This is a genomic window from Marinobacterium sp. MBR-111, from assembly GCF_040547585.1.
Classification (GTDB): domain Bacteria; phylum Pseudomonadota; class Gammaproteobacteria; order Pseudomonadales; family Balneatricaceae; genus Marinobacterium; species Marinobacterium iners.
Genome location: NZ_JBEPQA010000007.1, coordinates 68213 through 87671, shown reverse-complemented (window position 1 = coordinate 87671; position 19459 = coordinate 68213). Strand labels below are relative to the sequence as shown.

Below are 19459 nucleotides of genomic sequence, written 5' to 3'. Positions count from 1 at the left end.
CTATGGAAATCATTGCTCAGTACGGCACCATCATGGTGGTTATGGCCTGTATCTTCGGCTTCTTCATGGCCTGGGGTGTAGGTGCCAACGATGTAGCCAACGCGATGGGGACTTCTGTCGGGTCCCGCGCCCTGACCCTGAAACAGGCCATTCTGATCGCCATTCTGTTCGAATTCGCTGGTGCCTATCTTGCCGGCGGGGCCGTAACCGACACAATCCGTAAAGGTATTATCGAGCCCTCCATGCTCAGTGCCAACCCGGAACTTCTGGTCTTCGGCATGATGGCCTCGCTGCTGGCAGCGGGCATCTGGCTGTTGATTGCGACCCACTTTGGCTGGCCAGTTTCCACCACTCACTCCATTGTCGGCGCCATTGTCGGCTTTGCAGCCGTTGGTATCTCCATGGAGGCCGTACACTGGAACAAGGTCGGCAATATTGTGGCCAGCTGGGTAGTATCGCCCGTCACGGCCGGCGTCATCGCTTTCTTCCTGTTCCGCAGTGTACAAAAGCTGATTCTTGATACCGAGAATCCCTTCGCCAATGCCAAACGCTATGTACCCATGTATATTTTCCTGGTGGGCTTCATCATCGCCATGGTGACCTTCACCAAGGGCCTCAAGCATGTAGGCCTGCACCTGAGCTGGGGCGAAAGCGCTGCGGTTTCGGTGTTGATCGGCTTGGTCACCATGGGTATCGGCATATTTATGCAGCGCGGCATCAAGCTTGACCCCGAAGCCAATCGCGACTTCCACTTCACCAGCGTGGAAAAGGTATTTGGCGTCCTGATGATGTTCACCGCCTGCGCCATGGCCTTTGCTCACGGCTCCAACGATGTGGCCAACGCCGTCGGCCCGCTGGCCGCCATTGTCGGCATTGTCAATGCAGGTGGTGAGGTGGCGCAAAAAGCGGCCATGCCCGCCTGGATTCTGTTGCTCGGTGGTGCTGGCATTGTTGCCGGCCTGGTGATGTATGGTCATAAGGTGATCGCCACCGTCGGCCAGAACATTACCGAGCTGACCCCGAGCCGCGGTTTTGCGGCCACGCTGGCGGCCGCCAGCACCGTGGTGGTCGCTTCAGGTACAGGGTTGCCGATCTCCACCACTCATACGCTGGTGGGTGCGGTGCTGGGTGTGGGCCTTGCCCGTGGCATGGCTGCGCTCAACCTGCGCGTTGTAGGCACCATTTTTGTATCCTGGATCGTGACACTGCCGGCCGGTGCCATCCTGTCGATCATGTTCTTCTTCATGCTCAAGGGCATGTTCTCCTGACAGCTCGCCCGGGGTGGTCAATCTGACCACCCCTCGCTTCACACTCATGGACCCGCAACCGCAAAGGTAGCAAAATGGGTCAAACAGTGGAGCCCATCATGACCACACACTCGACCCGACACTCGCTCAGTACCCTTGAAATGATGCGCCGGCTTATCGCCGCGCCCTCCGTCAGCTCTGCATCTGTACACCATGACCAGAGCAACCTGGTTGTCATCGAACAGCTGCATGAATGGCTTGAAGCGCTTGGCTTTAACACTGAAGTGATGCCGGTGCCGGGACATCCTGAAAAGGCCAACCTGATCGCCACTCTGGGCAGCGGCCCGGGGGGGCTGGTGCTGTCAGGGCATACCGATACCGTCCCCTGTGATCCGGAGTTGTGGCGCTCGGACCCTTTTTTCCTGACCGAGCGTGACAACCGGCTGTACGGGCTGGGTACCTGCGACATGAAAGGTTTTTTTGCCCTCGCCATTGAGGCCGCCAAGCACTTCCTCGATCGACCCCTGAAGCAGCCGTTGATCATTCTGGCCACCGCCGACGAGGAAAGCTCCATGTCCGGTGCCCGTGCGCTGGCCGAAGCGGGTCGCCCACTGGCCCGTGCCGCCGTGATCGGCGAACCCACCCGCCTGCAGCCGATCCGAATGCACAAGGGAATCATTATGGAGTCAGTGCGCATACAGGGCCGATCAGGCCATTCGTCCGATCCTTCACTGGGTGCCAACGCACTGGAAGCGATGCATGCAGTGATGAGCGAACTGCTGACCCTGCGCAGCGAGCTGCAACAGAAACACCGCAATGCCCAGTTCCGGGTCGACATACCCACCCTGAACCTGGGCTGCATTCATGGTGGCGACAGCTCCAACCGGATCTGTGGTCGCTGTGAGCTGGAGTATGATTTGCGGCCACTGCCCGGCATGTCCATTGACGGGTTGCGCAACGCCATCAGTGAGCGGTTGCGACCGCTGAATGACCGTTTTGGCGTTAAAATCGAGACCCACTCCCAGTTTCCGGGCATTCCACCCTTCGAGACACCGGCCGACTCGGAGCTGGTACGGCTGGCCGAACGCTTGACCGGCCACCGCGCCGAAGCGGTAGCTTTTGGCACTGAAGCCCCCTTCCTGCAATCGCTGGGGATGGATACCATAGTGATGGGACCAGGCAGTATTGATCAGGCCCACCAGCCGGACGAATACCTGGCACTGGATCAGATCAGCCCCACGGTGGAGTTGTTACGCAACCTGATTGCCCACTACTGCCTTTAATACAGAACAGCAGGAGCCTGACTTGAGCGCCGTGACTTCCGAATACGTTAACTGGTTTCGCCACTCGTCACCCTACATTAATGCGCACCGGGGCAAGACCTTCGTACTGATGCTCAGTGGCGAGGCGATTGCCGATGCCAACTTTGCCAACACGGTGCATGACATCGCTCTGCTCAACAGCCTCGGCGTACGACTGGTGCTGGTGCACGGCGCTCGTCCGCAGGCGGAGCAGCGGCTGCAGGCACGCGGGGTGGAAACACGACTGCACCACGACCTGCGCGTCACCACACCGGAAATACTGGAGTGCGTGATCGAGGCCGTAGGCAGCCTCAGAACCGAAATCGAAGCCCAGCTGTCAATGGGGCTGGCCAACACGCCGATGCACGGGGCACGTATCCGTGTCTGCAGCGGCAACTTTGTCACGGCCCGACCGGTGGGTGTACTGGATGGCGTAGACATGGGCCACACCGGCGAGCTGCGGCGGATCGATCATGAAGGTGTGCGCCGCCTGCTGGACCTGAATCAGATCGTATTGCTGTCCAATCTGGGCTACTCGCCTACCGGCGAAGTATTCAATCTATCGGTAGAGGAAGTCGCCACTCAGGCTGCGATCGCCCTCAAGGCCGACAAACTGATTCTGTTCGGTTCTCGCCCCGGCATTCAGGACAGCCAGGGTGAGCTGCGCAGCGAACTGCTGGCGTCAACCGCCGCGCGCCTGGTACAGCAATATCTGGCCAAACTGGATGACCCCGAACAGCCTTACAGTGAAACCGCCTGCCTGCTGGAAGCCGCCGCGACCGCCTGCCAGCAGGGCGTACCGCGCTGCCACCTGATCAGTTACCACGACGACGGTGCACTGCTGGCAGAGCTTTTCACCCGCGACGGCCAGGGCACCATGGTCGTGAGTCATTCCTATGAGCAGGTGCGACCCGCCAATATTGAAGATGTGGGAGGTATTCTGGAGCTGATCGCCCCACTGGAAGAGAAAGGAGTACTGGTGCGTCGCTCCCGCGAGCGACTGGAAGCCGAGATTGAGCGCTTCACGGTCGTAGAACGTGATGGCGCCATCATCGGCTGTGCCGCGCTCTACCCCTTCCCGGAAGAAGCGATTGGAGAGCTGGCCTGTGTCGCCATCGACCAGACCTACCGGGGCGGACAGCGTGGTGACATGCTGCTGGAAGCAATCGAGGATCAGGCCATTGCGCTGGGGTTGAAGCGACTGTTCGTACTCACAACCCGTACAGCCCACTGGTTCCTTGAACGGGGCTTTGGCAATGCACCGCTGGATGAGCTTCCGGGCGAGAAAAAGGCGCTCTACAACTTCCAGCGCAACTCCAAGGTGTTCTTCAAGCGTCTTGGCTGACCGGCCCACCCGGCAGCTCAACCCGGAAACAGGCACCACCCAGCGTTGAGCTGCTGACCTCCAGCGCACCGTCATAGCTGCTGACAATATCCAGCGCTACGGCTAACCCGATTCCCTGCCCTGGGGTTTGACTGTCCAGACGGGCGCCACGCTGCAAAATCACCTGCCGCTGCGCCGGTGCCACACCTGCACCATTGTCGCTGATGCTGATCACCAGCTGGTCCGCGTCCAGACCCGCCTCAACCGCCACCTGTCCATTGCCATACTTGAAGGCGTTATCCAGTAAATTCCCCAACAGCTCCATCAGGTCGCGTTCGTCACCGGCAAACCCTGCATCCGGCTGCAACGACAGGCTGACTTCTGCCGGCTGGGCGGCGTATACCTTCTCCATCACCCGCACCAGTCTTTCCAGCAAAGGAGCGACTGCCACTGCCTGTGCCAACACCCGCCCCTCACTCTTGACGGCTCGAGACAGCTGGTACTGTACAATTTGCTGCATGCGCTGGGTTTGCTCTTCCACCAGCCGGCGATAACTGTGTTGATCGGCGCAGTCGTCACCTGCACCGCGTATCACTGCCAGAGGGGTCTTCAAACTGTGGGCTAGATCGGCCAGCGTATTGCGGTAGCGCTCGCGCTGACGCCGCTCGGACTCAATCAACCGATTCAGGCTCTGCGTCACTCCCTGCACTTCCTCCGGGTAGCGTCCATCCAGATGATCGGTCGTGCCCGCCTCGATGCGTTGCAGGTCAGCCGCCAACTGATCCAGTGGCCGTAACCCCCATCGCATGATGAAATATTGCGCCAACAGTGCCACCAGCCCCACCCCGCTGAGCCACCCCAACAGCTGCAGACTGAACGCTTTCATCTCGGAGACTACATGGCTATCGCTGCGCAATACCGACACCAGAAAGCGAATATCAGTACCGTCTGCTTCCCAGATCACCGGATACTGGAACAGATACAACCCCTGCTGTGGCAGGTGACTGAACAGTGCCTGTCCCGGCTGCAGCAATGAACTCGGCAGCCGCTGCACCACATCCGGATCGATACTCTGACTGGAGCGGGAACGCCATAGCAGACTGCCGTCTGCATTATGAATAAAGCCATAGACACCCGAGCCATCACGACTGAACCCCGGTTCGAGCACAGTGCTGGGCAATTTGAGCTGGTTGCCATCCACTTCAACAGCTCCCAGCAAGAGGTAGACATGCAGCCGCGCCTGTGACGCTTCAGCATTTTCAAGACTGCCATGAAAGGCTTTCAGCAGCGCTACCCCCGCCAAAATAATCACCAGCGGCAGTATAACCGCCGAGGCCCGCAGCAGACGTGCACGCAGTGACAGGGATACGGCGATTTCTGAACTCACGCGGCGGGTCCGCCTCCAAGGGCAAAGCGATAGCCCAGGCCGCGCACGGTGGTGATCGGCTGCAGACTCTGATCCGGATCCAGCTTTTGCCGCAGGCGGCGGATGAACACCTCCAGCACGTTGCTGTCTCGATCATAGTCCTGATGGTAAAGATGTTCAGTCAGCTCTGCCTTGGAGATGGTTTTGCCGGCGTTGAGCATCAGATACTCAAGCGTGCGGTACTCGTAGCTGGTCAGTCTGACCTCAGTGCCGTTCAGGCTCACCACCCGAGCTGCGGTATCCAGTTCCAGCGGGCCATAGCGCAATATCGGACTGGCATGGCCGGATGCACGGCGCACCAATGCATTCAGACGCGCCAGCAGCTCTTCGGTGTGGAAGGGTTTGGCCAGATAATCGTCCGCACCGGCTTCCAGACCTTCGACCTTGTCCTGCCAATCACCACGCGCCGTCAAAACCAGTACGGGCATGGTGTGTCCCTCTTCCCGCCACTGCCGAATCAGGTCCAGACCGGACATCTCCGGCAGGCCGATATCAACCACCGCGATATCGTATTCATACTCCTGACCGAGATAAAGCGCTTCACGACCACTGCCGGTCTGCTCAATAGTGTAACCCCGCTGCTCCAGCAGGTTGCACAACTGCCTTCTCAGGTCGGCATCATCTTCAACTATCAGGGCCTTCATCAGTCAGCTGCCTCCGCTATCTCATCAGGTAACAACATCTTGCCACTGGCGGCGTCCACCAGTACTTCACGGATACGTCCCTGTTCCAGCAGGCGGATGGTATAAACAGGCACCCCCTCGTGTTCAATCAGTTCCGCCTTGATCACCTCCCCTCCCAGCTCATCACGTACACGCTTGGAAGCCTGCAGTAAATTGACCGCCACAGGGGTACGAGCACCGGAACCCTCGACAGGCTCCGCCGACAGCAATGGGCTTACACTCCAAAGCTGCAGGGTAATCAACAGGGCTGTAATCACAGCGGTATGTACAGAGCGGTGATGACGCTCGGCTGGCATGGTTCTACCTCATGTGACCTTCTATGGTCGGCGAACGGTTGCGGCTGAACCGCAACCGATTTCACCCGTCAATGGATGCGTAGGCTAAAGATCCTGATCTGAATCGCGCGTGAACGTCAGCCGCACTTACGACAGGTGCGCATGCCCAGCAGGCTGTAAAGAGGGCAGGTTCCGGAGATGGCGATCGCGATGATCGGCACGCCAATCAACCCCCACCATGTCTGAGGTCCAAAAAAGATCAGTACAATCAGCACCAATCCAATCAGGATTCGCACCAGTTGATCCAGTACACCGATATTGCGTTCCATATTGCAGTCTCCTCGATGATATTTCAGCTCTGCCGGGTACGCTTGCGACGTTGTACCAGCAGCAGATACCTCAGGTTATAGGCAAATCCGATCAGCAGTACCAGCGGTGCACTGAGCACAAACAGCCAACCCAGCGCCGGTACACCAAATGTCTGCCCCAGCCACAGGCTGAGAATACAGATCAGTGCCAATGGAATGCCGGTTTTCATCAACCGTCGCAGCCAGATATCAGAGCCGATCCTGTTATTTTCCTGCATCAGATACTCCTTATATCTGTGTCGAGCATAGAGCCGCCGGCGGTTTGGTTCAAGCACTGCCCAATTCAATCTGGGGCGGGTTAAAGGGCATATCAAAGGCCGCGGCTACCCCGGCACAGGCAACACGACCCGAATGGATGTTCAGCCCGTGAATGAAGCCCGGGATATCCTGCAAGGCCCGGCGCCACTCATGCTGTGCCAGTGCTTCGATATAGGGCAGGGTTGCATTGGTCAAGGCCAGTGTGGCGGTACGGGCAACCGCCCCCGGCATGTTGGCGACACAGTAATGGATGATGCCATCCACTTCGAACACCGGGTCGGCATGGGTTGTCGGGCGGCTGGTTTCGAAACACCCACCCTGATCGATCGCCACATCCACCAATACTGCACCTGGCCGCATCAGCCCCAGCATACCGCGTGTCACCAGCTTCGGCGCTGCCGCACCGGGCAGCAGCACGGCCCCAATAACCAGATCGGCCTGTGCCAGCTGCTGCTCAATATTTTCCTGCGTAGAGTAAAGGGTGATCAGCTCTCCGTTGAAACGCTCATCCAGCTGCCGCAGTCGGGCAATGGACTTGTCCAGCAGGCATACCTGTGCGCCCATACCCAGCGCAATTCGGGCCGCGTTTTCACCCACTACTCCCCCGCCAATAATCATCACCCGCCCCGGGCTCACGCCCGGTACACCGCCGAGCAACACTCCACGTCCGCCCTGTGCCTTTTCGAGACAGTGAGCACCCGCCTGCACAGCCATTCGCCCGGCTACCTCGCTCATCGGCGCCAGAAGTGGCAGTCCTCCGTGCTGATCTTCTACGGTTTCATATCCGATGGCGGTACAGCCACTGGCCAACAAGGCATCCGTCAGCTGGCGATCTGCGGCAAGATGCAGGTAGGTAAACAGCACCTGATCGGCACTGAGCCAACTGCATTCATCGGGTTGCGGCTCTTTCACCTTGACGATCAAGTCGGCCCAGGTAAACACGGCACGTGGATCATCCACGATCACGGCGCCGGCCTGCTCATAATCCGCATCGCTGAAACCAACGGCTGCACCAGCATTCTGCTCCACTTGCACCTGATGGCCCTGCTCGGTCAGCTCCCGCACGCCCATGGGGGTCATTCCCACCCGGTATTCGTGATTCTTGATCTCTTTAGGCACACCGACTCGCATGGCCTTCTCTCCTTTGTGCTCTGAGTTCTGCTCTTCAGTCTAGCTGAAAAGACTCGGCTTTTACTCCCCTCGGCGCTAGGCGTTTATCTGATATACTCAGGCTTGTTTGCACAACCGAATTCCGAGGGGAGCCCCATGCCTGAGTATCGTTCCAAGACCTCCACCGCCGGCCGCAACATGGCGGGTGCCCGCGCACTGTGGCGCGCCACTGGTATGAAGGATGAAGATTTCCACAAGCCGATCGTCGCCGTGGCCAACTCCTTCACCCAGTTCGTTCCCGGCCACGTCCACCTGAAGGACATGGGCCAGCTGGTTGCTCGTGAGATCGAGAAAGCCGGTGGCGTAGCCAAGGAATTCAACACCATTGCCGTGGACGACGGCATCGCCATGGGCCACGACGGCATGCTCTACTCGCTGCCGAGCCGCGACATCATCGCCGACTCAGTCGAATACATGGTCAATGCCCACTGCGCCGATGCGCTGGTGTGCATCTCCAACTGCGACAAAATCACCCCGGGGATGCTGATGGCCGCCATGCGCCTGAACATCCCGGTCATTTTTGTGACCGGCGGACCGATGGAAGCCGGCAAGACCAAACTTGCCGAGCACAAACTGGACCTGGTCGATGCGATGGTACTGGCTGCGGACCCGAATGCGTCTGACGAAGAGGTCGAGGCTGTCGAGCGCTCCGCCTGCCCGACCTGCGGTTCCTGCTCCGGCATGTTCACCGCCAACTCCATGAACTGTCTGGCTGAAGCGCTGGGTCTGGCGCTGCCGGGTAACGGCACGGTTGTAGCGACCCATGCGGATCGCAAGCAGCTGTTCCTGCGTGCCGGCCGTTCTATCGTTGAGATGGCCAAACTCTACTACGAGCAGAATGATGCTCAAATTTTACCCAGGGCCGTAGGCCTGAAAGCGTTCGAAAACGCCATCACTCTGGATATCGCCATGGGCGGTTCCACCAACACCATCCTGCACCTGCTGGCCATCGCCCAGGAAGCTGAAATCGATTTCACCATGAAAGATATCGACCGGCTTTCTCGCACCGTTCCCCAGCTGTGCAAGGTGGCACCCAATACTCAGAAGTACCACATTGAAGACGTACACCGCGCCGGCGGCATCATGGCGATCCTGGGTGAACTGGACCGTGCCGGCAAGCTTCACACAGACGTACCCACCGTCCATGCCCCGACAATGAAAGACGCTCTGGACCAGTGGGATATCATGCGCAACCCCACGCCAGAGGTGATCGAGTTTTACAAGGCAGGTCCTGCCGGCATCCCGACTCAGGAAGCGTTCAGTCAGGCCACGCGCTGGCCAACACTGGACGGTGACCGAGAGCACGGCTGCATCCGTTCCATCGATCACGCCTTTTCTCAGGAAGGCGGCCTCGCCGTGCTGTACGGCAACATCGCTCTGGATGGCTGCGTGGTAAAAAGTGCCGGTGTTGATGAGTCAATTCTGGTGTTTGAAGGGAACGCCAACGTGATGGAATCACAAGACGAGGCGGTCCGAAAAATTCTCAACGATGAGGTGAAGGCCGGTGATGTCGTTGTAATTCGCTACGAAGGCCCGAAAGGCGGCCCGGGCATGCAGGAGATGCTGTACCCGACCTCCTACCTGAAATCCAAGGGACTGGGCAAGGAGTGTGCTCTGCTGACCGACGGTCGTTTCTCCGGCGGTACCTCCGGCCTGTCCATCGGACACGCTTCGCCTGAAGCCGCTGCAGGCGGTGCCATCGGTCTGGTGAAAAACGGCGATCGCATCCGCATCGACATCCCCAACCGCACCATCAACGTGCTGGTGTCCGATGAGGAGCTGTCGATCCGTCGCGCCGAGCAGGACAAGCTGGGCTGGAAGCCGGCCGAAGAGCGACCACGCAAGGTATCTGCAGCCCTTAAGGCCTACGCCCTGCTGGCTACTTCGGCCGACAAGGGTGCCGTGCGTGACCTGAGTATGCTCGACTAAGCCCAACCCCGCTGTATCCGTCGGCAGGCGCCCGCCTGCCGACGTCTTCCACTGATCCAAATCCTTCTGTCAGCAGTAACAAGACCCATACTCTGCAGCCGGCACCTGTCCTCCCACCTTATCCGGCTGTCTATACTGAACTGACGTTACCGTCGTTAACCGGATCAGGACTGCACATGGAACGCCTTAACCGTACCCCTCGGCTGGACAACCCGGACAGTGACACCTTGCGTCACGAGATACTGGACTATTTTCATACCACCTTCGATCGCTACGAGCAGCTGTTCGAGGTATTGACCTGTGACGAAGCCTTCTTCGTCAAGCCGATCGCCCTGCGCCATCCGCTGATATTCTACTATGGCCATACCGCCACCTTTTTCATCAACAAGTTACTGCTGAGCGGACTGGTGGAACAGCGAATCAATCCTCACTTCGAGTCGATCTTCGCCATCGGCGTCGATGAGATGAGCTGGGATGATTTGAACGATGATCACTACAACTGGCCGTCAGTCGCTGAGGTAAAGGCCTACCGTGACCAGGTGCGTCAGACACTGGATCGGATCATTCGTGAAGCGCCGCTGACATCCCCGATCAACTGGAACCATCCCTGGTGGACCATTGTGATGGGGATCGAGCACGAGCGTATCCACCTGGAAACCTCATCCGTGCTGATCCGCCAGCACGAACTCAGGTACGTACAGCCCCACCCTGCCTGGCCAGTGTGTCGCGACTCAGGACCAGCACCTGCAAATCAGCTGATTGAAGTGCCGGCCGGCAAGGCAGTTTTGGGCAAGTTACGTGAAGACTCCCGCTACGGCTGGGATAACGAATACGGCCATCGCGAAATCATGCTGGACAGCTTCAAGGCGGCACAGATGTTGACCTCCAACCAGGAGTTTCTGGCCTTTGTAGAAGCAGGCGGTTATACCGAACGCCGCTGGTGGAGTGAGGAAGGCTGGAATTGGCGTGACTTCACCGGTGCCGTATATCCGACCTTCTGGGTTGAATCGGAGGACGGCTGGCAACTGCGCCTCATGTGCGAGCAGGTTTACATGCCCTGGGACTGGCCAGCCGAGGTCAACTGTCACGAGGCGGAGGCGTTCTGCCGCTGGAAATCGGAGCAGACCGGCGAATCGATCCGTCTGCCCAGCGAGGATGAATGGTATCGGCTCTACGATTTGGCCCGCGTGGCCGAGCCGGACAGCACAGCGTCGGTTAATGCCAACTTGCATCTGGACCACTTCGCGTCATCCTGCCCGGTGTATCGTTTTGCCCAGGGTGATTTTTACGATGTCAGCGGCAATGTCTGGCAGTGGACGCAAACACCGATCTACCCGTTTGAGGGGTTTGAAGTGCACCCCTGCTACGATGATTTCACCACACCCACCTTTGACGATCGCCATAACCTGATCAAGGGCGGCAGCTGGATCTCCTGTGGCAACGAGAGCCTGCGCAGCGCCCGTTACGCCTTTCGACGCCACTTCTTTCAGCATGCCGGTTTCCGCTATGTGGCCGGCGCACCTCCAAAGGCAGTGCCCTCATCACGGTATGAAAGCGATGCACTGGCGTCCCAGTACGCCGAGTTCCACTACGGTGACGAGCAGTTCGGTGTTGCCAACTTTCCGCAGGCGCTGGCCCGACTGGCGATTGAGCTGGTTGGCCAACGCAGCGGCAAGGCTCTGGACCTGGGCTGCGCCACCGGGCGCGCAAGCTTCGAACTGGCGCGCCATTTTGAGCAGGTAGACGGTGTCGATTTCTCTGCCCGCCTGATCAATCTGGGCGTACAGCTACAGCAGCAGGGCCGATTGCGCTATACATTGCCAGACGAAGGTGAACTGGTCAGCTATCACGAGCGAGACCTGACTTCACTGGGGCTGGCTGATACGGCTGATCGCGTCAGTTTCATGCAGGGGGATGCTTGCAACCTCAAGCCGATCCTGAAGGGCTATGACCTGATTCTGGCCGCCAACCTGATCGACCGTCTTTACAGCCCGCGTCAGTTCCTGTCACAGGTGCATACCCGTCTGAACCCCGGCGGCCTGCTGCTGATCGCTTCGCCCTACACCTGGCTGGAGGAACACACCCCAAAAGAGGAGTGGCTGGGAGGTTTCAAGCGTGACGGTGAGAATGTCACCACACTGGACGGTCTGCATGAAGTGCTGGACGAGCACTTCGAACTGATCCACGAACCTGAGGCTGTCCCGTTCGTAATTCGCGAAACCCGGCGCAAGTTCCAGCATACGCTGTCGGAGGTTACCTGCTGGCGGTTACAGGGTTAATGACTAACCCTGTGGCCAGACCTGCTTTCGGTCGCTAGAATCGAGGCAGGTTTTCCACAGGACGTCCTCCATGCTGCACCGGATCTGGCTCGGTTTCTTTCTGATCGCCTTTGTCGCGGCACTCTGGCAGTGGCTGGTCATGGGTGACTCTGCCGTGTTCCAACGCCTGATCCAGAGCAGTTTCGACATGTCGAAACTCACCGTGGAGCTGTCCATCGGCCTGATCGGTACGCTGGCGTTCTGGCTGGGGATGATGAAACTGGCCGAAGCCTCGGGATTGGTAGATCGCATCGCTCGTCTGCTCGGCCCTCTGTTTACCCGGCTGATGCCGGAGGTGCCGCCGCGACATCCGGCGATCGGTTCCATGACCATGAACCTGTCCGCCAACTTTCTCGGTCTCGACAACGCCGCCACCCCGCTGGGGCTGAAGGCGATGCAGGATCTGCAGAGCCTCAACCCTGACAAGGAAACCGCCAGCAACGCCCAGATCCTGTTTCTGGTGCTCAACACCTCGGCGGTCACCCTGTTCCCGATCACCATTTTCCTGTATCGCGCCCAGCAGGGCTCCAGCGACCCAACCGCCGTTTTTATTCCGATCCTGATCGCCACCAGCTGCTCAACACTGGTGGGGTTGCTGGTCACCTGCTGGATTCAGCGCATCAACCTGCTGCAACGCACCCTGCTGCTCTGGTTCGGGGTCGGCTCAGCCCTGTTGCTCGCCTTCGTCGGCTATTTCGCCACGCTCAGTGCCGAAGAGCTGCAGCGCCAGTCAGCACTGACCGGCAACCTCCTGCTGTTCAGCGTCATCATCCTGTTCCTGTTGCTGGCGCAGCGACGCGGCGTCAACGTGTATGAAACCTTTATCGAGGGGGCGAAGCAGGGGTTCGAAACCGCCATCATGATCATCCCCTACCTCCTGGCGATGCTGGTGGCGATCGGCATACTGCGCGAGAGCGGTGCCCTGGAGGGCTTCATCTGGCTGCTGCGCGAAGGAATCGGCCTGCTCGGCCTGGACACCCGTTTTGCCGATGCTTTGCCCACGGCACTGATGAAACCCCTGTCCGGCTCCGGTGCCCGCGCCATGATGCTGGAAACCATGAACACCCACGGCGTTGATTCCTTCGCCGCTCAGGTGGCCTCTATCGTGCAGGGCTCTACCGAAACCACTTTCTATGTACTGGCGGTCTATTTCGGTGCAGTCGGCATCCGGCGTACACGGCATGCCGTGCTGTGTGGCTTGAGCGCTGACCTGGCCGGGGTGACGGCTGCCATCGCCTGTGGCTACTGGTTTTTTGGCTAAGCCTTTCTACACTTCCAACAAGGCCCTGCGACTAAAGTAGCCCACTGATAGACAACTGTGTAAAATCCGCGCTCTTTTGCAATCAACCCTGGAGACACCCATGCCCGGAAAGTGGATCACCTTCCTGCTGGCGGTACTGGCAGGTGCCGGTATCTGGTGGCTGGCGCCACTTGAGCCTCAGCTGCGTACCGGCCTGGCCATTCTGGCCGTTATTGCCATTCTATGGATGACCGAGACCTTCAACATTACCGTAACGGCACTGCTGATTCCGGTGCTGACTGTGGTGGCGGGCGTGTTCAGCGTCTCCGATGCGCTCAAGAGTTTCGCCAACCCGATCATCTTCCTGTTCCTGGGTGGTTTCGGCCTCGCGGCGGCACTCAGCGCACAGGGGCTGGACAAGTACATCGCCGGTCATGTGATCCGTCTGGCGCAAGGCAAGTTGGGGATGGCAGCCGTGTTGCTGTTCCTGACGTCCGCGGGCCTGTCCATGTGGATCTCCAACACTGCAACCGCTGCCATGATGCTGCCACTGGCACTGGGCCTGCTGCGCCAACTGCCCTATGAAGGGCATGAGCGTACCTACTGGTTCGTGCTGCTGGGCGTGGCCTATTCCGCCAATATCGGCGGCATCGGTACGCTGGTCGGCTCGCCCCCTAACGCCATTGCCGCCGCTGAAGTGGGTCTGAGCTTTGCCGACTGGCTCCGGTTCGGTATTCCGACCGTTGCGCTGTCACTGCCGCTGATGATTGTGGTGCTTTGGGCGCTGCTGCGGCCTGAACTGAACCACCGTTTCCCGGCGATCCACCGCCACGAGCCGCTCACCAGCAAGCAGTGGATGACGCTGGGTGTATTTGCGCTGACCGTTACACTGTGGCTGTTCAGCAAGCCGGTATCAGGTTTCTTGGGCATCAAGGGCGGCTTTGACTCGATCGTGGCAATGTTCGCCATTCTGCTGTTGTGCATGCTGCAGCTGGTGAACTGGAAGCAGATCGAGAAAACGGCCGACTGGGGCGTACTGTTGCTGTTCGGGGGAGGGCTGACTCTGTCGGCCATGCTGTCGACCACCGGTGCCAGCCTGTTCCTGGCCGAGACTGTCAGCAGTCTGATGAGTGGTGCATCGGCTCCGCTGTTCATTCTGGTCGTCGCGGCTTTTGTGGTAATGCTGACCGAGATAGCCAGCAATACCGCCAGTGCCGCACTGCTGGTGCCGATTTTTGTCGGTATTGCCGGCTCCATGGGCCTCTCCACCGAAATCATGGCGGTGGTCATTGCCGTGGCCGCGTCCTGCGCCTTCATGCTTCCGGTGGCAACACCCCCCAATGCCATCGTGTATGGCTCGGGATTTTTGCCTCAGGGTCAAATGATGCGCGCAGGCATGGTACTCAACGTGATGATGATTGCGATCATCGCAGGCGGCGCCAGCCTCCTGATCTGACCGGCCAGATCCGGCTGTCGCAGTGGCAGCCGGAACCTTGCATCAGTCCTGCTGGGGCAAGCTGCGGATATGCCCCTGACGATCGATGGCGACCTGTACACATTCGGTGCTGGTCACTTTGCGCAACTCACTGCCGTCCGGGCAGCGCCCCCAGACTTCAACCTGAATCCGCAACGAGCTGTTACCCCGCTCCAATACCCGAGTGTAAAAACTCAGCACCGTGCCGCACATAACCGGCGACATGAAGCTCATGCGTCCAACCGATACCGTGGCAATGCGGCCCTGCGCCTCCTGACCGGCACGGATCTCACTGGCGAGCACCAGCTGTGAGGCTACCCAACCGCCATACACATCACCAAACATGTTGACCGCCTCATGACCGGCAGGCAGCTGCAGTGTCAGCTCTCCTGCGGGTTTCAGCACCTCTGTGTCATCACTGCAACTCATGCTTGTCTCCTTTTATTATTCGGTAGAGCGAACGACGCGCTCTTTGCTGCAGTGCACATAATAGAGAATCTGGCCGCAAACGGCACTAGCTCAAGCTCTCTGAAAAACTTTTTTACGCTTTGTGACAACTGTCATAAATCAGTCATCTTTGCCCCCTATAGTGGGCCACATCAAAAAACGATCAGTTCAGAGAGGGTAACTCAATGAAATTGCGCACCAAAGCTCTTGCACTTGCCATGACTGCCGCTGCCGGCATCAGCCTGGCCGCACCGGCTGCCGCCCGTGACACCATCAGCATCGTGGGCTCTTCCACTGTTTACCCGTTCGCAACCGTAGTTGCCGAACGTTTCGGCAGTAACACCGAATTCAACACGCCGAAGCTGGAATCTACCGGCTCTGGTGGCGGCATGAAACTGTTCTGTCAGGGTATCGGTACCCAGCACCCGGACATCACCAACGCTTCACGTCGTATGAAAACCTCCGAGTTTGAGTTGTGCCAGAAGAACGGCGTGACCGATATCACTGAATTCCGCATCGGTTCTGACGGCATCGTTATCGCCAGCTCCAAGGATGCCGAGAACCTGAATCTCACCCTGGAGCAACTGTTCCTGGCGCTGGGTGAAAAGGTGCCGGTCGATGGCAAATGGGTTGCCAACCCGAACAAGAACTGGAGTGACATCGACGCTGGCCTGCCGAACAAGCCGATCCGCGTAATGGGTCCGCCGCCGACATCCGGTACCCGTGACTCCTTCAATGAACTGGCACTTGCCGCTGGCTGTGACAAACTGCCGGAAGCCAAGGATCTGAGCAAGGACGAGCACAAGGCTATCTGCGAAAGCATTCGTGAAGACGGCGTTTTCATTGAAGCAGGCGAGAATGACAACCTGATCGTTCAGAAACTGATCAGCGATACCGGCATGTATGGCGTGTTCGGTTTCAGCTTCCTGGAAGAAAATGCTGACCGCCTGCAGGCCGCTACACTCGATGGCATGGTACCGACCGCTGAAGATATCGCAGCGGACAAGTACCCTGTAGCTCGCTCACTGTTCTTCTACGTCAAGAAGGCACACGTTGGCGTGGTTCCGGGCATCGCTGAATACGTGGGTGAGTTTGCCAGCAACTCTGCGCTGGGCCAGAACGGCTACCTCAAGGATGTGGGTCTGATCATTCCGCCGCGTGACCAGCTGGCCGTGCTGATGGACAAGGCCGAAAACATGCCGAACCTGACCATTGACGAGCTCAAGTAAGCGGGTCGCATAGGCAAAACTCGGGGTGCGGTCCTGAAAACGGGGTCGCGCCCCTTTGCACGTCTGGACAATATTCGATTCATTTACCGAAAAATCGCAGACAGGAACACTCATGCAACCGGCAAATCTGCTTCTTTTCACGCTGGCATTCGCTGCGATCGCCTACTGGCTGGGATATACCCGTTCGCGCACGCTGGCCATGCCACTGGGCGGAATTCGACACCTCAAATCACTTCCGTTCTACTATGGTGCCCGCGCCGCACTCTGGTGCGGTATTCCGGCACTGATCATATTGGCGCTCTGGGTCGGCTTTCAGGGCAAGGTAATCCAGACACTGGTCGTCAGTTCGCTGCCACAGGAGATGATCCCCGACAGTGCGGGCCAGGCCAGTCTGTTGCTGAGTCAGATCGGTAACGTGGCCAGTGGCGCCCTGCCGCGAAACTTTGCCGAACCCGCTATTGTCGAAGCAGCGGACCGTCTGGTACAGCTACGCGAACAGAGCCGGCTGTACATGAACCTGCTGGTAGTGGCCGTCGCAGTGCTGGCCGGTTTTCTGGCCTGGCTGCGTATCCATCCGCGGCTTAACGCCCGGGTTCAGGTCGAGATCATTCTGAAGTGGGTGTTCTTTGCCTGTGCCGGCCTGGCCATTCTGACCACCGTCGGTATCATCTTCTCGGTCGCTTTTGAGACACTGCGATTTTTCCAGCAGATATCCTTCATTGATTTTATTTTCGGTTCTCACTGGAGCCCCCAGACCGCCTTGCGTGCGGATCAGGTCGCGTCTCAGGGTGCGTTCGGGATGATCCCCCTGTTTACCGGTACTCTGCTGATCTCAGGCATCGCCATGTTGGTCGCCGTTCCCGTGGGGCTGATGTCAGCCATCTATCTATCGGAATATGCCAACCCGAAAGTTCGCGGTGTGGTCAAGCCGTTGCTGGAGATGCTGGCCGGCATACCAACCGTGGTATACGGCTTTTTTGCCGCGCTGACAGTAGCGCCGTTCATCAGTAACCTGGCCGCATCCTTTGGCATTGAAGCCTCATCACAGAGCGCTCTGGCTGCCGGTGCGGTCATGGGCATCATGATCATTCCGTTCGTATCTTCCCTGTCGGACGACGTCATCAACGCCGTACCCCAGTCACTGCGCGACGGCTCGCTGGCGCTGGGTGCAACCCAGTCGGAAACCATGAAGAAGGTTGTCTTCCCGGCGGCGCTTCCCGGCATCATGGGGGGCATTCTGTTGGCGGTATCCCGTGCCATCGGTGAAACCATGATTGTGGTGATGGCAGCAGGCCTTGCAGCCAACCTGACCGCCAACCCGCTGGAAACCGTGACTACGGTAACCGTGCAGATCGTTACCCTGCTGACCGGGGACCAGGAGTTCGACAGTGCCAAGACGCTGGCGGCTTTCGCACTGGGCGCCATGCTGTTCCTGGTAACACTGGTCCTCAACATTATCGCCCTGCATATCGTACGCAAGTATCGGGAACAGTATGACTAAGCAACTTACACAGGCGGAAATTGTCCGCAAGTCATTGAAAAAACGCTACCGCAAGGAGAAGCGCTTTCGCGCCTACGGCATTCTTGCGATCGCCATCGCCTTGTCGGCCCTGCTGATTCTGTTTACCGACATCATCGGCAAGGGGTACAGCGGTTTCATGAAGACCAGCCTGAACCTGGAAGTGGTGCTGGATGGCGAGGTAATGTACCTGGATGACCCGACAGATCCTCGTCAGGTAAAAATGGCCGACTTCGTCGAGCCGCTGGTTCAGGCCCTGATGCGTGAAATTCCGAACGCAACCGACGCCAACCGTGAAGCGGTACGCAAGCTGATCAACCCCTATGCGTCTGCCGATCTGCGCGATGCGCTAAAAGAGAATCCGGAATGGTTGAACACCACTCGCAAGATGAGCTTCCTGGCTCACAGCGACGTGGATGTTTACTCCAAGCACGCCGGTGACAAGGCCTACTCGATCAAACTCTCGCCACAGCAGCAGGAATGGGTGAACATGCTGAAGGACAAGGGCGTGATCGAGACCTCGTTCAACGATGTCTTCTTCAAGGGAGGCGATTCTCGTGACCCCGCCAAGGCCGGCATCATGGGCGCAGTAGTCGGCTCGCTGCTGACCATGTTTGTCACGCTTGTGCTGTCGTTCCCGATCGGCGTGGCCGCGGCAATTTACCTGGAAGAGTTCGCTCCCAAGAACCGTCTGACCGATTTTATTGAGGTCAACATCAATAACCTGGCAGCGGTGCCGTCGATCATCTTTGGTCTGCTGGGTCTGGCCGTATTCATCAATCTGTTCGGCATGCCCCGCTCGGTTCCGGTGGTGGGCGGCATGGTGCTAACTCTGATGACACTGCCCACCATCATCATTTCCAGCCGGGCCGCAATCAAGAGCGTACCGCCCTCGATCCGCGAAGCGGCGGAAGGGATTGGCGCCTCGAAAATGCAGGTGGTATTGCACCACGTCCTGCCGCTGGCGATGCCGGGCATGCTGACCGGATCCATCATCGGCATGGCGCAGGCACTGGGTGAAACCGCCCCGCTGCTGCTGATCGGCATGGTGGCCTTTATTGTTGACGTGCCCGGTGGCTTCTTCGACTCGGCCACCGTATTGCCGGTACAGGTATTCCTCTGGGCAGGCAGCCCCGAACTTGCCTTTATTGAACGTGCTTCAGCCGCCATCATGGTGCTGCTGAGCTTTCTGATCGGAATGAATGCATTGGCCATCTGGCTGCGCAAGCGTCTTGAGCGCCGTTGGTAAGG

17 protein-coding genes are annotated in these 19459 nt (G+C 58.6%); 10 read left to right on the top strand and 7 right to left on the bottom strand.

Annotated elements, in window-relative coordinates; genetic code table 11:
- The first annotated feature begins 2 nt into the window (after nucleotides 1-2).
- The 3 genes from ABIE61_RS07155 to argA all read left to right on the top strand — a co-directional run bounded on the left by ABIE61_RS07155 (nucleotide 3) and on the right by argA (nucleotide 3893).
- Entirely contained in the window at nucleotides 3-1268 is a 1266-nt protein-coding gene (locus ABIE61_RS07155) for an inorganic phosphate transporter (protein WP_206837422.1), read from the top strand.
- Nucleotides 1269-1366: 98 nt separating this feature from the next.
- The gene (argE, locus tag ABIE61_RS07150) at nucleotides 1367-2530 is read left to right on the top strand and encodes an acetylornithine deacetylase (RefSeq protein WP_354408000.1); all 1164 of its coding nucleotides are present in this window, start codon (nucleotides 1367-1369) and stop codon (nucleotides 2528-2530) included.
- 22 nt (nucleotides 2531-2552) lie between these two features.
- Nucleotides 2553-3893, top strand: a complete 1341-nt coding sequence (argA, locus tag ABIE61_RS07145) for an amino-acid N-acetyltransferase (RefSeq protein WP_242530054.1) — start codon at nucleotides 2553-2555, stop codon at nucleotides 3891-3893.
- Here the strand turns inward: argA and ABIE61_RS07140 are convergent.
- The 6 genes from ABIE61_RS07140 to ald all read right to left on the bottom strand — a co-directional run bounded on the left by ABIE61_RS07140 (nucleotide 3877) and on the right by ald (nucleotide 8013).
- Nucleotides 3877-5259, bottom strand: a complete 1383-nt coding sequence (locus tag ABIE61_RS07140; protein ID WP_354407997.1) for an ATP-binding protein — start codon at nucleotides 5257-5259, stop codon at nucleotides 3877-3879. The two genes, argA and ABIE61_RS07140, sit on opposite strands and share 17 nt — an antisense overlap.
- Nucleotides 5256-5942, bottom strand: a complete 687-nt coding sequence (locus ABIE61_RS07135; RefSeq protein WP_354407994.1) for a response regulator transcription factor — start codon at nucleotides 5940-5942, stop codon at nucleotides 5256-5258. Before ABIE61_RS07135 ends, ABIE61_RS07140 begins: the two co-directional genes overlap by 4 nt.
- On the bottom strand, nucleotides 5942-6277 hold the full coding sequence (locus tag ABIE61_RS07130; protein WP_354407991.1) for a PepSY domain-containing protein: 336 nt from the start codon (nucleotides 6275-6277) through the stop codon (nucleotides 5942-5944). Before ABIE61_RS07130 ends, ABIE61_RS07135 begins: the two co-directional genes overlap by 1 nt.
- 116 nt (nucleotides 6278-6393) lie before the next feature.
- Complete coding sequence (locus ABIE61_RS07125) at nucleotides 6394-6585, bottom strand: YgaP family membrane protein (protein ID WP_206837432.1); 192 nt, start codon at nucleotides 6583-6585, stop codon at nucleotides 6394-6396.
- A 23-nt stretch (nucleotides 6586-6608) separates the two neighbouring features.
- Nucleotides 6609-6842, bottom strand: a complete 234-nt coding sequence (locus ABIE61_RS07120) for a hypothetical protein (protein ID WP_091826045.1) — start codon at nucleotides 6840-6842, stop codon at nucleotides 6609-6611.
- 49 nt (nucleotides 6843-6891) lie between these two features.
- Complete coding sequence (ald, locus tag ABIE61_RS07115) at nucleotides 6892-8013, bottom strand: alanine dehydrogenase (RefSeq protein ID WP_091826048.1); 1122 nt, start codon at nucleotides 8011-8013, stop codon at nucleotides 6892-6894.
- Nucleotides 8014-8148: 135 nt separating this feature from the next.
- On the opposite strand from ald, the gene ilvD reads away from it, so the two are divergent.
- The 4 genes from ilvD to ABIE61_RS07095 all read left to right on the top strand — a co-directional run bounded on the left by ilvD (nucleotide 8149) and on the right by ABIE61_RS07095 (nucleotide 14995).
- The gene (gene ilvD, locus ABIE61_RS07110) at nucleotides 8149-9981 is read left to right on the top strand and encodes a dihydroxy-acid dehydratase (protein WP_206837436.1); all 1833 of its coding nucleotides are present in this window, start codon (nucleotides 8149-8151) and stop codon (nucleotides 9979-9981) included.
- A gap of 176 nt (nucleotides 9982-10157) precedes the next feature.
- Nucleotides 10158-12260 (top strand): 5-histidylcysteine sulfoxide synthase, encoded by a 2103-nt coding sequence (ovoA, locus tag ABIE61_RS07105; RefSeq protein WP_354407987.1) that lies wholly within the window; start codon nucleotides 10158-10160, stop codon nucleotides 12258-12260.
- 70 nt (nucleotides 12261-12330) lie between these two features.
- Complete coding sequence (locus ABIE61_RS07100) at nucleotides 12331-13560, top strand: spore maturation protein (protein WP_206837443.1); 1230 nt, start codon at nucleotides 12331-12333, stop codon at nucleotides 13558-13560.
- 100 nt (nucleotides 13561-13660) lie between these two features.
- Nucleotides 13661-14995: a DASS family sodium-coupled anion symporter gene (locus ABIE61_RS07095; protein WP_091826060.1), complete on the top strand. Its 1335-nt coding sequence runs from the start codon at nucleotides 13661-13663 to the stop codon at nucleotides 14993-14995.
- 42 nt (nucleotides 14996-15037) lie between these two features.
- Here the strand turns inward: ABIE61_RS07095 and ABIE61_RS07090 are convergent, their stop codons facing one another.
- Entirely contained in the window at nucleotides 15038-15442 is a 405-nt protein-coding gene (locus ABIE61_RS07090) for an acyl-CoA thioesterase (protein ID WP_091826062.1), read from the bottom strand.
- Between the two features lie 203 nt (nucleotides 15443-15645).
- On the opposite strand from ABIE61_RS07090, the gene ABIE61_RS07085 reads away from it, so the two are divergent.
- From ABIE61_RS07085 to pstA, 3 genes are all read left to right on the top strand, one after another.
- Entirely contained in the window at nucleotides 15646-16689 is a 1044-nt protein-coding gene (locus ABIE61_RS07085) for a substrate-binding domain-containing protein (protein WP_091826065.1), read from the top strand.
- A 112-nt stretch (nucleotides 16690-16801) separates the two neighbouring features.
- Nucleotides 16802-18190 carry a phosphate ABC transporter permease subunit PstC gene (gene pstC / locus ABIE61_RS07080; RefSeq protein ID WP_206837445.1) on the top strand — a complete coding sequence of 463 codons (1389 nt, stop codon included), beginning with the start codon at nucleotides 16802-16804 and terminating at the stop codon, nucleotides 18188-18190.
- The gene (gene pstA, locus ABIE61_RS07075) at nucleotides 18183-19457 is read left to right on the top strand and encodes a phosphate ABC transporter permease PstA (RefSeq protein WP_091826070.1); all 1275 of its coding nucleotides are present in this window, start codon (nucleotides 18183-18185) and stop codon (nucleotides 19455-19457) included. The genes pstC and pstA overlap by 8 nt, the downstream gene beginning before the upstream one ends.
- Nucleotides 19458-19459: the final 2 nt, after the last annotated feature.